Source organism: Pandoraea sp. (assembly GCF_004297875.1).
GTDB lineage: Bacteria > Pseudomonadota > Gammaproteobacteria > Burkholderiales > Burkholderiaceae > Pandoraea.
Genome location: NZ_SCSK01000070.1, coordinates 1 through 13,206, shown reverse-complemented (window position 1 = coordinate 13,206; position 13,206 = coordinate 1). Strand labels below are relative to the sequence as shown.

The 13,206-nt window shown below is 60.6% G+C and carries 15 protein-coding genes; 9 read left to right on the top strand and 6 right to left on the bottom strand.

Annotated elements, in window-relative coordinates:
• Window positions 1–2 precede the first annotated feature (2 nt).
• From EPN80_RS20785 to EPN80_RS20770, 4 genes are all read right to left on the bottom strand, one after another.
• Window positions 3–779: an enoyl-CoA hydratase-related protein gene (locus tag EPN80_RS20785; protein ID WP_293031900.1), complete on the bottom strand. Its 777-nt coding sequence runs from the start codon at window positions 777–779 to the stop codon at window positions 3–5.
• A gap of 9 nt (window positions 780–788) precedes the next feature.
• Window positions 789–2,012, bottom strand: a complete 1,224-nt coding sequence (locus EPN80_RS20780) for a CoA transferase (RefSeq protein ID WP_293031897.1) — start codon at window positions 2,010–2,012, stop codon at window positions 789–791.
• A gap of 152 nt (window positions 2,013–2,164) precedes the next feature.
• The gene (locus EPN80_RS20775) at window positions 2,165–3,049 is read right to left on the bottom strand and encodes a LysR substrate-binding domain-containing protein (protein ID WP_293031895.1); all 885 of its coding nucleotides are present in this window, start codon (window positions 3,047–3,049) and stop codon (window positions 2,165–2,167) included.
• 27 nt (window positions 3,050–3,076) lie between these two features.
• Complete coding sequence (locus EPN80_RS20770) at window positions 3,077–4,027, bottom strand: AraC family transcriptional regulator (protein ID WP_293031893.1); 951 nt, start codon at window positions 4,025–4,027, stop codon at window positions 3,077–3,079.
• Window positions 4,028–4,277: 250 nt separating this feature from the next.
• Here EPN80_RS20770 and EPN80_RS20765 point away from each other — a divergent pair, with 250 nt between their 5' ends.
• From EPN80_RS20765 to EPN80_RS20755, 3 genes are read left to right on the top strand one after another with little or no spacing between them, the layout of a single operon-like run.
• Complete coding sequence (locus EPN80_RS20765; RefSeq protein WP_293031891.1) at window positions 4,278–5,666, top strand: NAD-dependent succinate-semialdehyde dehydrogenase; 1,389 nt, start codon at window positions 4,278–4,280, stop codon at window positions 5,664–5,666.
• 6 nt (window positions 5,667–5,672) lie between these two features.
• Complete coding sequence (locus EPN80_RS20760; RefSeq protein WP_293031889.1) at window positions 5,673–5,810, top strand: hypothetical protein; 138 nt, start codon at window positions 5,673–5,675, stop codon at window positions 5,808–5,810.
• 7 nt (window positions 5,811–5,817) lie between these two features.
• Entirely contained in the window at window positions 5,818–5,970 is a 153-nt protein-coding gene (locus tag EPN80_RS20755) for a hypothetical protein (protein WP_293031887.1), read from the top strand.
• A gap of 255 nt (window positions 5,971–6,225) precedes the next feature.
• Here the strand turns inward: EPN80_RS20755 and EPN80_RS20750 are convergent, their stop codons facing one another.
• Entirely contained in the window at window positions 6,226–7,356 is a 1,131-nt protein-coding gene (locus EPN80_RS20750; protein ID WP_293032000.1) for an alpha/beta hydrolase, read from the bottom strand.
• A 495-nt stretch (window positions 7,357–7,851) separates the two neighbouring features.
• On the opposite strand from EPN80_RS20750, the gene EPN80_RS20745 reads away from it, so the two are divergent.
• Window positions 7,852–8,433, top strand: coding sequence for a TetR/AcrR family transcriptional regulator (locus EPN80_RS20745; RefSeq protein ID WP_293031885.1), 582 nt, complete (start codon window positions 7,852–7,854; stop codon window positions 8,431–8,433).
• A 337-nt stretch (window positions 8,434–8,770) separates the two neighbouring features.
• Here the strand turns inward: EPN80_RS20745 and EPN80_RS20740 are convergent, their stop codons facing one another.
• The gene (locus tag EPN80_RS20740) at window positions 8,771–9,649 is read right to left on the bottom strand and encodes a LysR family transcriptional regulator (RefSeq protein WP_293031883.1); all 879 of its coding nucleotides are present in this window, start codon (window positions 9,647–9,649) and stop codon (window positions 8,771–8,773) included.
• Window positions 9,650–9,776: 127 nt separating this feature from the next.
• Here EPN80_RS20740 and EPN80_RS20735 point away from each other — a divergent pair, with 127 nt between their 5' ends.
• From EPN80_RS20735 to EPN80_RS20715, 5 genes are all read left to right on the top strand, one after another.
• Complete coding sequence (locus EPN80_RS20735) at window positions 9,777–10,208, top strand: VOC family protein (RefSeq protein WP_293031998.1); 432 nt, start codon at window positions 9,777–9,779, stop codon at window positions 10,206–10,208.
• A gap of 18 nt (window positions 10,209–10,226) precedes the next feature.
• Window positions 10,227–11,222: a homoserine dehydrogenase gene (locus EPN80_RS20730; protein ID WP_293031881.1), complete on the top strand. Its 996-nt coding sequence runs from the start codon at window positions 10,227–10,229 to the stop codon at window positions 11,220–11,222.
• Between the two features lie 51 nt (window positions 11,223–11,273).
• Window positions 11,274–11,966: a type 1 glutamine amidotransferase gene (locus EPN80_RS20725; protein WP_293031879.1), complete on the top strand. Its 693-nt coding sequence runs from the start codon at window positions 11,274–11,276 to the stop codon at window positions 11,964–11,966.
• Between the two features lie 286 nt (window positions 11,967–12,252).
• Window positions 12,253–12,579, top strand: a complete 327-nt coding sequence (locus EPN80_RS20720) for a DUF1484 family protein (protein ID WP_293031877.1) — start codon at window positions 12,253–12,255, stop codon at window positions 12,577–12,579.
• Between the two features lie 232 nt (window positions 12,580–12,811).
• Window positions 12,812–13,090: a type II toxin-antitoxin system RelE/ParE family toxin gene (locus EPN80_RS20715; protein ID WP_293031875.1), complete on the top strand. Its 279-nt coding sequence runs from the start codon at window positions 12,812–12,814 to the stop codon at window positions 13,088–13,090.
• Window positions 13,091–13,206 lie beyond the last annotated feature (116 nt).

Here is a 13,206-nt window from a genome sequence, read left to right as displayed (position 1 = left end):
ACTCACTTGTTGAGAAATTCCGGCGCTCGCTTCTGCAGGAACGCCGCCATGCCTTCCTTCTGGTCGTGCAACGCGAAGCCAGCATGAAAAAGCCGTCGCTCGAATAACAGCCCGTCGCCCAGGGACGACTCGAAGGATCGGCCCACGGCTTCCTTGATCGCCATCAGGACCGGCAGTGAGTGTCTTGCGATCGAGCCGGCGATATCGAGCGCCTCGGCAACCAGTCGCTCGCGGGCGACGACCCCGGAGACGAGGCCGGAGGCCAGGGCCTGCCGTGCCGAAATCGACACGCCGCTCAGGCACATCTGCATCGCCAGCGACTTGCCCACGGCGCGCGGCAGGCGTTGCGTGCCGCCCGCGCCGGGCACGATGCCCAGCTTGACTTCCGGCTGGCCGAACGTGGCATCTTCCGCGCAGATCACGATGTCGCACATCATTGCCAGCTCACATCCGCCACCCAGCGCATACCCCTGAACCGCGGCAACCAGCGGTTTGCGATGGGCACGGATGCGATCCCAGTTCCGGCCGACGTAGTCCGATTGAAAGGCATCGGCGTAATTCAGCACCGACATCGCCGCAATGTCGGCGCCGGCTGCAAATGCCTTGTCCGAACCGGTGATGACAGTGGCATGCACGGCGTCGTCGGCATCGATCCGGCCGAGAGCATCGCCTAACGCATCAACCAGGTCATCCGTGAGCGGGTTCAAAGGGTTGTCCGATGCCAGCCTGAGCAAGGCGACATTTCGATGATTCTCGATAATTACGGGAGCGCGCTTCATACCCACCTCCTACAAAGAGGCCGGCGCATCTTGCGCGGCGGCGGTCCGTATCACGCCCTGGCCGAGCAACTCGGCGATCTCTTCATTGGCAACGCCGTATTCCTCGAGGACTTGAATGGAGTGCTGCCCGACGAGCGGCGCGGCGACGTCCGCCGCACGCGGATCGTCCCTTTTGCCGAGCGCGAAGCCCGGCAGCCGCACCTTGCCGGCAATCGGATGATCGAAGCTCGAATCGATTCCGCTTTCGCGATACTCGCGGGAATCCACCACCTCGCTGTACGTCGAAACCGGAGCGCACAGGATGTCGCGAGCGGCCAACAGGTCGATCCATTCGGATGTGGTGCGGGTCACGAAGCATTCGTCCAGCGCGCGGCGCAGGGCAGCCCGGTTGCGCACGCGATCCGTGTTGGTGACAAAGCGCGGGTCGGATTCGAGATGCGGCAAGCCCAGCACTTCGCAAAGCGACGCCCATCGGTGCGGGTGATAGGCGGCAATCATCAGCCAGCCGTCGCGGGTCTGGAACGCCTCGTTGGGAGACGCATAAGGCGCCGCGCTGCCGACCTTTTCGGGATCGATACTGGAGGCGAGAAACGACGTGAAGCCGACCTGCTGCAGCGTAACGGCCGCCGTAAACAAGCTGATGTCCAGATGCTGGCCAGCACCACCGCATCGGACCTGGTGCAGTGCCGCGAGCAGGGCAATGGTGGCCATATAGCCGCCCACCATGTCGGCGACCGGCACCGGAACCTTCAACGGCGCCGAACCGGGCTCACCGAGCGTGCTCATCAGCCCACTGGCGGCCTGAATGATGCCGTCGACGGCCGGGCGACTGCGTGCAGCACCGGTTTGTCCGAACGCGGAGATCGAGCAGTAGACCAGCTTGCCGTGAGTCGCTTCGAGCGACGCATAATCCAGACCCCACGTCGCCATGACGCCGGGCCGGAAGTTCTCGACAATCACGTCGGCCCGCCGGACCATCTCTCTTATCGTTCGCTGGCCAGCCTCGGTTTTCAGATCGATCGCCAGACTGCGCTTGTTGCGATTGACACTGAGATTGGCGACGCTCTCGCCGTTGATCCATGGCGGGCCGATCTTGCGCCCCAGCTCACCGGCCGGCGGCTCGATCTTGACCACGTCCGCACCGAGATCGGCAAGCATCATGGAGCAAACGGGCCCGGCCAGCACGTGCGAAAAATCCAGCACGCGTATGCCTCGAAGACTGTCTCTTATCATTTTTTCCTATCCAGTTCCGCGCTGCGAATCGGCGACACGAATGTCATTCGCAGCCATTGAAAACAGGATAGAGAGCGCACGCAGCGCGGACAAACGACTTTATCGATCGTACCTTTTGACTTTTTGTAAAGCCATGTGCCGCACCGCAAGCGCTAGCTGTGCACCACCGTGGCAAGCCATTCGCGAAACGCGCGCAATGCTGCGGTCTGCCGCTTGCCCGAGGGCCATGCGAAATAGTAGGTGTATGCGCCGCGATCGAGTGTCGGTCCAAACGGGATCACCAGCGTGCCGTCGGCCAGATCCTTATCTACCAGCGCCTTCTGTGCGATCGCCACGCCGTGCCCCTCGATCGCCGCCTGGTAGGCCAGCAGCGATGTCTCATAGCGCATGCCGCGCTGTGCGTTGATTCTCGGCACGCCCGCGGCGGCCAGCCACAGCCCCCAGTCGTCGGCGCGCGCGAGCGAATGTAGCAGCGTTTGTTTTTCGAGCTGCCTCGGCTTTTTCAAGGCGAGGGTGGGCGCGGCTACCGGCACCAGTTCGTTGGGAATCAGGCGCTGCGTGTTCATCCCCGGCCAGTCGCCGTCGCCCAGCTGGATGCCCGCGTCAATGTCTTCCAGCGCGAAGTTCAGCGGTACCGACGACGTGGTCAATTGCACATCGATGTTTTGATTGAGGCGGTGAAAGCTCGCCAGCCGTGGAATCAGCCAGCGCACCGCGAACGTGGCCGGCGAGCGGATGCGCAGCACGTTGCCGCCCGGGCTGCCCGACATCACCGCCTCCGTCGCTTCGCGCAGCGTGGCGAAAAGCGGCATCAAATCGGAAAGATAACGGGCGCCCAGCGCGGTCAACACGAGGCCGCCGCGCACCCGCTCGAACAGCGGCGCCTTCAGAAAATCCTCGAGCGCCCTGACCTGCCGGCTCACCGCCGCCGGGGTCACGGCCAATTCGTCGGCCGCCTTCGAAATACTGAGCAGACGCCCGGTCGCTTCGAAAGCGCGGGTCGGATTGAGTGGCGGTAGCGAGTCGCGGCGGGCCATGGTCGATGGTTGTCCGGAGAGTATGGGTTAATGCGAGGAAACAAAAATCGACGGCGCGCCTTCGTCGGGCAGCGCGAAATTGCGCTTCATGCGCGCGATTTCCTGCAACGGGCTGCCGCCGAACAACCGCTTGAATTCGCGGCTGAATTGCGACGGGCTTTCATAACCGACCTGGCCACTGGCGGCCGCCGCGGTCATGCCGTGCCGCGCCATCAGAAGCCGCGCCTGGTGCAGGCGCGTGGACTTGATGTATTGCAGCGGCGACGTATCGGTCACCGCTTTGAAGTGCACATGGAAGGTGGGTACGCTCATGCGCGCTTCGGCGGCGAGTTCTTCGACCGTCAGCGGTTGCGCAAAACTCGTGTGAATCTTGCGGATCGCGCGGGAGATGCGACCGAAATTGCCCTGGCGGCTGATCGCGGCGCGCATCGAGCCGCCCTGCTCGCCCATGAAAACCCGGAAATAGATTTCCCGCACCAGCGCCGGCCCGAGGATCTGCGCCTCGAGAGGATTCAACATGGCCTGCAAAAAACGCAAGACGCTCTGCCCCAGCGGGATATCGAGCCGGGTGGTCGCCATGCCGCGAGGCGGCATCGGCGTCAGCGCTTCGTGCTCCTCGAGCTGCAGCAGCAAATCGGCGGCCATGCCGAAATCCAGCCGCAAATAAATCGCCAGCAACGGCTCGGCCTCGCTCGCGTCGGTCTCCATCGAAAACGGCAACGGCACCGAGACCACCAGATATCGCTGGGCATCGTAAAGATAAACCTGATCGCCCCAATAACCGCGCTTGCGCCCCTGGCACACGATCACGATGCCCGGCTCATAGAGCACTGGCGTTCGGGTCAACGACCGGTTCGAACGCAGGAAGCGAATATCGGGCAGCGGGGAAAGGTTATAGCCCTCATCGGGCGCGAGCTCGAGCAACAGATCGATCATCTGTTGGCGCAGGTGCTCTTGACGTTTGGATGCGGGGTCCATGGCGGCGGAAAGACAAACCGTAGCGGTCGACCGGTGCAGTTTCGCATGCAGCCGAGCAAAGCACCAGCCGCTCATAGGATCAGGCAAGAATCACAGACGAATGCGCGTTTGCCGCGCCGGCCGGCGCCCATAACATTTCCGCAAGATTGCCGCGAACGCCGGTAGCGACGTCGAGGCGCCGGTTAACGGCTCTCGCGCACTGCGCGCGCTTGCGGCAATCGCCATCCCGACACGGACTCAAGGATACGTCATGATCGAAGTAAGAAACCCCGCCGACGGCAGCATCGTCGGCCACGTCAAACACCACTCGGAGCAGGAAGTGCGCGAGGCGATCGATCGCACCTGCGCGGCGTTCCATGCATGGTCGCGAACCCTGGCCAGGCAGCGCAGCGACCTGCTGCGCAAGTGGTTCGAGCTGGTCAGGCAAGACAGGCAGGACTTCGCCGAACTGATCTCGCGCGAGAACGGCAAGTGCCTGAGCGAAGCGCTCGGCGAAATCGACTACGGCCTGGGCTTCATCGAATGGTATGCGGAAGAAGCCCGGCGCGTATATGGCGACACCATTCCATCGCACGCCGCCGATGCCGCCGTGCTGGTCGTCAAGGAACCGATCGGCCCGGTGGCGTCGATCACGCCATGGAATTTCCCGTTCATGATGATTGCGCGCAAGGTCGCCACCGCCCTCGCGGCCGGTTGCACGATCATCATCAAGCCGGCCGAGGAAACGCCGCTGACCGCCTACAAGCTGCTTGAATACGCGAGACGCGCCGGCATTCCCGAGGGCGTTTTAGAAATGGTGACCGGCGACCCCGCCACCATCGGCGGCTTGATGACCGGCGACCCGCGCATCCGGAAGATCTCGTTCACCGGGTCGACCCAAATCGGCCGGCTGCTCGCCCGGCAAAGCGCCGATACGCTCAAAAAACTGACCATGGAACTCGGCGGCAACGCGCCGTTCATCGTGTTCGACGATGCCGACATCGAACAGGCGCTGTCAGGACTGGTTGCCGCCAAGCTGCGCAACTCCGGCCAGGTCTGCATCTCGCCGAACCGCATCTACGTGCAGGCCGGCATTCACGATCGCTTCGTGCAGCGCTTGAAGGAAGCCGTCGAGCCAATCCCCGTCGACCAGGGATTGCAGCCCGACTTCGTGGTAGGGCCGCTGATCAACCAGGCCGCGCTCGACAAGGTATCGCGGCTCGTTGAACAGGCGCAGCAAAGCGGCGCCAGGACGCTGCTCGGCGGGCGGCGACACGACAACGGCGGGCTCTTCTACGCACCGACCATCCTCACCCACCTCACCGACGACATGGAGATCTGCTCGACTGAAATCTTCGGCCCGGTCTTCCCCGTCTACACATTCGCCTCCGAGCACGAAGTCATCGCGCGCGCCAACGCCACCGAATACGGCCTGGTCGCCTACGCATTCACGCGCGATCTCGGCCGGGCATTCCGGCTCTCGCGCGACATCGAGGCCGGCATGGTGATCCTCAACTCAGGCTCGGTGGGCACCGCTTCCGTGCCGTTTGGCGGGGTCAAGCAGTCCGGCTACGGGCGCGAAGGCAGCTATTACGGCATCGAGGAGTATGTGCAAGTGAAGTATGTGTTGATGGCCGGGTTGGGCGAGGCGGCTCGATAGATTCGGTTGCTTGATTGCCCGGGGCTGGGCATCGATGAAACGTTGATTGCCTGGCCGCTGGGCGAATCGCGCATGATCAACGCGGCCGGCACGAGCTATCTGGCGCGCTGCGGCACGCAAGATCAACGAACTATGAACCTGTGACCGCCAGATGGTGCAATGCACGCTGCCCGCGGCGACGGCTACGCTCGCGCAGCACCTCGAAACCGGCGCGCTGGTCGAAGTGTCGCCCGAACTGCGCACCGCACCGCACGGTGTTCACTCACGTTACGGCCGGCGCACTTGCGCTGTCACCAATTCGTGATACGCATCACCGAAGATTTTCACCGCTGCGCTGCCCACTGTTGCTGCGCTGGCTGTTTCCGACTGGGACGGTTGCCGTGCGGGGCCTTGCGCCCTCTGGAAAGCACCGCCTTTGCACGACGCAAACCCGAAGCAATCACCGGAAGCGACACGAAATAAGTGTCCGATGCGGAACGTCTTTCGGTCGTCGAGTGGATCTAGCCAGACTCATGGTGATCGGAACGCAGCTGAAGTCGCGGAGCGTGCGGTCCCCGACCTAACAACTGGCGTGATCCACCCCGCCAACCTCCTTGATGAAAGTGAGCAGGAGCTCGCTGAGCCGAATCGGCTGCTCCTGTTGGATCCAGTGACCGGCGCCGTCAATCAGCTCGACGCCATGCATTCTCGTCGCCGCCCTCGTGCTCATAAGGTCAAGCGCGCCCGGCGCTGCATAGGTGCCCCAATCGCTTTTCCCACCGATGAAGAGCGACGGGACATCGATCGTCTTGCCCGAATATAGGTGCAACTCAGCGTTTAAGTCGGGATCGGAAAACACGCGATAAGCCTGCAGAGCGCCTTGAAACCCAGTGCGGCCATACTCTTCCACATACACCTCAAGTTCCGGCTCGGTGAGCCATTTGCTGGCCAGGATCTCGGCGGCGGAAGGTTGAAATGGGGCGACGGTCTCGGGCATCGTCTTGCCGAGATCCATGACGTAATAGGTGGGCATTTGTGCAAGTTCTGTTGCAGTTGGCGCGTTTAACGGATGCGGCCTGTTCCACGGCCAGTCTGCGCTCTTGACATAGAAAAATGCTCGAAGGAACCCGTGCAAGCCTTGAGGGGGGTGCCACATGTCCTGGTTTGCCTTCCGTGTGCTCAAGTATTGCTGGTAGTGCTCTCTAGGCGGGCTGAGCGCCGCCAGCGCGGCCGCTAAATTTTGATTGCCCGCGTTCGGTTTAACTGGCGATACATCGCTTTGCGCGGTGTTGAAGGGGAGAGCTGGTGGACCTGGGAACGGCGCGCTCATCAAAACCACTGAGGGAAAGACGTCAGGTCTGGCTAGCGCACAGTAGGCTGCAACAGGCGAGCCGAGGTCGTGCCCGACGACCATTGCCGTACGCCGATATCCCAACGCAGAGACCAGACCGAGTGCGTCCCGCGTCATATTCAGGAGGCTGAAGGGCGCTAGCTGAGCGTCATAGTCGTTCACCCAACCGGTGGTGCGGCCAAACCCCCGCTGGTCGGGGGCCACGACATGGTACCCAGCGTCGGCCAGGATAGGCATCAGGTGGCGCCAGCCGTACGCCAAGTCCGGGAAGCCGTGCAACAGCAGCGCGAGCGGCCGGCCCTGACTTTCGTACCCGGCCTCGAGAATATGCACATCGAGGCCGTTGACCCGATGAATCATGCGCGAGCGAAGCCCCTTGGGAAGCGTTCCCTCGCCATAGGTTAATGTGTCCAAATCAGTTCCTTCCTTATAGGGTTTGCGCGGGCGGATCGAAGCAAAGCCGCAATCAGGCCGGCCGCGCCCACTGCCAAGATGGCTCGTCGGGACGCCGATGGCCTGAGACCAAATGAATGATTCATGACGCAACGCACCGTCTGCGTGCAAGGGTCCTATGCGCCTTCAGCGACGATGCACGCGACCAGCAATTCACTCGGCGGCCGAGCAATCGAGGACCATCGGCCTCAAAACGGAGAGGCTCGGCACAGAGTGAACGACGAAACCCACGTACTTCGTCACTAGCTATTCCAACCACAATCCGAGTAGGAGGCGCGCCACTGAACAAACCGCCTGGGCTTAAGATTTGATAGATGGGCATCGCCGAGCTCATACTATGGCGATCGACATAGTATGCCGATCGCCATAGTAACGTCAAGCGAAACGTGTTAAATTTGCTGCATGCCACGTAAGACCGACGCCCGCGCTCGCGCCATTGCCACCGCCGAACGACTGTTTCGCATCCAAGGCTACACTGCGACCGGATTGACCCAAATCCTTGAAGAAAGCGGCGCGCCTAAGGGATCGTTCTACTTTCACTTTCCGCGCGGCAAGGCACAACTCGCAGAAGAAGCAATCGATAATTACATTGCGAATCGTATTGCTGTATTGCGGAGCATCTCGGCGAATACGGCGGGTGATGCTTTGAATTTCGTTCAGCAGATTTTCAGCACATTCGCGAACGAAATGGTCGCCTCTGACTTCCAGTATGGATGTCTAATGCAAAATTTGGCGAATGAGCTTCCCGCGCTGGACGCTGAGCTGACCAAACGGGTAGCGCGCGGATTTGTTGAGTCGACCGAGGTTATTGCGGAGCATTTCAGGGGGTGTGGCTTTGCTCCCGCGCGCGCGTCCTCTACCGCTGCCGCATTGGTAGCCGCCCTCGAAGGCGCGCGGACGATCGCCCGCCTAGAACATACACCGGCTATATTCAAGGCACTGGCGGATGTTACTCTCCAAGGGCGGGCTGCCTCTAAGGGGTGATCCCGCTTAATGTCCTCGATCGGACGAAATTGGCACCGATCATCCTTAGATGAGCGTCCGGCTCTCGCGAGTCTCCGTGCGCAGGCACCTGGTCACGTCTGAATGTCTTAGCGACGCACCCGGCAAACATCTGCTCTGGGCCGGCAAATGACCGCGCCCCGGCCGTCCATGCGCTCATACCTCGGTTCGTGCCGCTATTTCGCGGGCGTCGTCTACCTCAAACCCCACGGATCGCTTTCTTATTTCAATCAAAGGGAGATTTAGCTTGCGCTACTTCCAGCGACCGATTTACGACTCAAGCAACCATATAGGGTATGGCGCCGCTGTTCGCGTTTGATCACTTGAGCTCACTTCGAGTCACCGTCTCGACCAAGCAGCCTGCGAACTCGCTCGAAGCACGTTGCTGGTCACCTGTCGTCCTGGCAACGATTCCGACGTCACGGTAAAAGGTGTCGTCGCCTAGTAAAAGCGTTTGTACGCCTGGCGGTATATGCAACGTCGCTGCTTGCGGCACGATCGCGATGCCCGTTCCCGCTTTCACGAGTCCCACGATACCTTGCAATTCGTCGAGCTCCGCCACCTCGTCCACATTGATGCGCAGACGTTTGAGGAAACGGTCCACAAGCCGTCCACCGAACGAATTTCTGTCATAGCGAATAAGCGGTTCGCGAGCGAGCAGCACTCGCCACGATTCTTTCGCGAGCCTGCGCGGAACCAGAACCACAAAAGGCTCCTTGACGAGCGAATGCCATTTCAACCCGGGTGGCAACGCGAACGGCGGCTTGATGATGACGGCCAGGTCAAGTTCGCCCGAATCGACCTGCGCAAGCAGATTCAACGATACGCCCGGCGATACGGAAATTCTCCAGCCCGGCGAAGCTGTCCGAAATTTTTGGATCGCGCCGACCAGCAACGCTTGCTGCGCTGACGCGATTGCCCCGACACGCAGCAAGCCAACGCTCTCGCCCGCAGCACCCTGCGTGGCGAGTCGCGTATATACGGCCAGCAGTTCCTTGGCGACGTCGACAGTCCGCTTACCCGCTGCATTGAGAATGGCAGAGCGGCCGGTGCGGTCGAACAAAGTGAAGCCTAGGTCATGTTCCAGACGTTGAATCTGCGCACTGACGGCCGACTGCGTCAGTCCAATCTGCGAGCCGGCGCGGGCAAAAGTGCCGTACCGCACGACGGCAAGGAATGTCTTGAGCTCTCTGAGCATAACTCCATTGATCAATAAATGTGGGTCTGAGGCATGAAATCTATCGTTATACATCGAATTATCTCATGCCTAAAATGCTTCCCATATCTTCACCAAACCGGTCTCTTCCTTAACCTCCTGAATTGGCATCGTAATGAATACTCCTCTTTTGCCGTTCCATATGGCCTTTCCCGTCCACAGCCTCGAGAAGGCACGCGCGTTCTATGGCGATCTGCTCGGATGTTCCGAGGGGCGCAGCGCTCCTGACTGGATTGACTTCAACCTTTTCGGTCACCAGATCGTCGCGCATCTCGCACCAAGCGAGGTACACGTCAGTCCGACCAATGCCGTTGACGGCCATGGTGTACCTGTACGTCACTTTGGCGCGATTCTGACGATGCAACAGTGGACGTCACTTGCTGACAGGTTGACGGCCGCCGGTACGCAGTTTGTGATTGACCCGTACATTCGCTTCAAGGGCGAAGCGGGCGAACAGGCCACGATGTTCTTTCTCGATCCGAGCGGCAACGCACTCGAATTCAAGTCTTTCGCGAACCTAGATATGCTGTTTGCGAAGTAACGCGACGAGAAGATAATCATGCAACGTTGGAATATCGCCATTTCCGGTTTTGGTGCAATTGGCCGGAACATAGCTCGATTGCTTGAGCAGCGACGAAATCATTACGCCGAGCGCTACGATGCCGACGTGCGGCTGACCGCGGTCTGTGGTTCACGCGCGGGGTTGTATGAGCCCGACGGCCTGCAAGGGCCTTTGGGGTCCGAACGACGAGAGCTGCGAGCCGGAATGACCGGCACTGACTTCATCGAACGGACTCATGCAGACGTGCTAATCGACGCTGGACCGACCGACTACCAAACCGGCGGCGCTCCCTATGCGTATTTGCGTAGCGCACTGTCGCACGGAATGCATGCGATCGCAGTTTCCAAGGGCGCGTTGATCTTCGACTTGGCTGGGCTGCGCACGCTTGCCGCTGCAAACGGCGTCGCATTGAAGTTTAGCGGCGCAACCGCCGCGGCACTGCCGACGCTCGACCTGATCGAGCACAACCTTGCTGGATGTCGTGTCCTGAAAATAGAAGGCATTTTCACGGCGACTACCAACTATGTGCTGAGTCGAATGATGGACGGCATTGAGTTGCAGGATGCCCTGTCGGAAGCCCAGCAACGCGGCATGGCAGAACCCGATCCGCATTTCGACATGGAAGGCTGGGACTCTGCCTGCAAGATCGCATTGATTGCCAACGCTTCGCTCGGCGCCAACATTCGCTTGAACGATGTCGAGCGTCAAGGGATAAGCCATGTCACGCAGGACGATATCCGCGCGTGGAAATCTGAGAACCTGGTGCCCAAACTCATTGGGGAAATCGTTCCGGGCGAGCAATCTCCAAAGGCTGCCGTAGCGCTTCGAATCTATCCCAGCAGTCATCCGTTCGCGCAGGTCGGCGAATCGATGAAAGCGATCAGCGTCCATTCCGATGCGATGGGCGAAATCACTGCCCTGTGCCGGACCAGTCCGCTTGCGACGGCTGCGGCCGCGCTCAAGGATTTCGAACACATCCTGATGAAGAGATGAGAAATGAAGGTACATGTTTTGCAGCACGCGTCATTCGAAGGATTGGGCAACATGGAAGCATGGCTGCGCGAGCGGGATGCACGGATCACCTATAGCCATCTATACGAATCGCCCGCGCTTCCCGCTATTGGCGATTTGGCTGATCTCGACCTTTTGATCGCACTTGGTGGCCCGATGAGCGTAAACGACGAAGTGACCCTGCCATGGCTCAGGCCCGAAAAGCTATTGCTTGCGACGGCGATTGAACGCGGCGTTGCCGTCCTGGGTGTATGCCTCGGCGCGCAGCTCATTGCAACTGCGCTGGGCGCTCGCGTCTACGCGGCCAAAGAGAAAGAGATCGGATGGCACACGATATCGGGCACACCACATGGGACGTCGGCATTTCGGTTTCCTGCCGAGGTCGAAGTGTTTCACTGGCACGGTGAAACTTTCGACCTTCCGGCAACCGCGGTCCACCTGGCGAGTAGCACCTCGTGCGCAAACCAGGCATTCCAAATAGGCTCGAATGTGATCGGCCTGCAATTCCATCTGGAGGTCACGCGCGCTGGCATCGACCGTATGCTCGATCACGGCAGGGCTGAAATGACGAACGGACAATACGTCCAATCCGAACGCGAGATTCAGAGTGTGCACGAGAGCCGGTACGCCACCGTGCAAACGTTGATGTCTCGTGTGCTTGATCATTTGGTTGCTCGATCGAGCGCATGGCTCCCAGGTACGATTGAGCGGCATGCAGATCACTAGAAATGGAGAGCCACGGAGAGAAAACGGGAGGAAAATGGTAGCCCGAACTTTGCTAGACTCCGGATGGCCCTGTTTGCCGGGGGCAGGTCAGCGGGGCGAGAGTGGGCTCGGGCGGCACGTCGATTGTGGCGATGCATGACGGTGTCGGCAGCGTGCCCGTGCCTTGACACCTCGGTTCAAATCACCAAAAATCGCCCCGTTGCCGAAACAGCGGCGACCCGGGTTGAGAGCCGGAACATCGACGGTCGATGCCGCCCGATAGGCGGCGTTTACTATTGGAGATTCCATGGCTCGCCATCCTGCTGCCCACCCCCCCTTCCCCCTCTCCCGCCAACGCGACCTGCTCGCCGAACCCGCCAATCAGCCCACGCTGGATCTTGCCTGCACCCAACCGATCCTCACCGAACTCGAAATGCTCGCCGCCACGGTCGACGACGCGGTGCAGGCCCCCTGCCATGAATTGGCCGTGGTCAGCGAAGGGTTGGAAGGTTTGTTGGCACTGCTTGACGAGGCCGATCAGCAGCGGCTGACGGCACGGCAGTTGCATACGCTGGTGGCGCCGCTCAAGCAGCAGCTCGACGCGGCGTATGCGCCGGTGCGGCAGATGATTTGACGCGCGCTTGCGCGGCGCGGATTTGGGCCGATCGTCTTTTTACGAGGCGGTCGCCAATGAACTTTGCCGGGTGTCCAGCCGCCGCCATCGAACGACGGCCGGCACTCAATATTCAGCCCTGGCGCACGTCGACACCAGCCCCAGTCGGACCTGGCGCAATCTGACATTGGTGTTTTCAGGTTTGATTCATGGCCACACTTGTGCAGTGTGACGCTACAGAATACAATGCGCCATGATCAAATCGTTTCTGCACAAGGGTCTGTGCGACTTTTTCGAGAAAGGCAGCAAAGCCGGCATCCAACCGCGCCATGCTCCACGGCTAGCCCGTCAGTTGCGGCAACTCGATGATGCGAGCGGCCCGGACGATATGAACGTCCCGGGCTGGAAGTTGCAGCCGCTACACGGTGACCTGGAAGGACATTTTTCGGTATCGGTTAACGGCAATTGGCGAATGACGTTTCGCTTTGATGGTACCGACGCCGTGCTGATCGATTACCAGGACTATCACTAGCAGGCTGTTGAAAAGCGCCCCGTCATGACGACCGAAGCTACGTTCAGGAACTTGCGCGTGCAATTTCCCGCTGAATTACCGGTTTGCCGCGCGATCCGCGCGGTGCATGCGCAGGC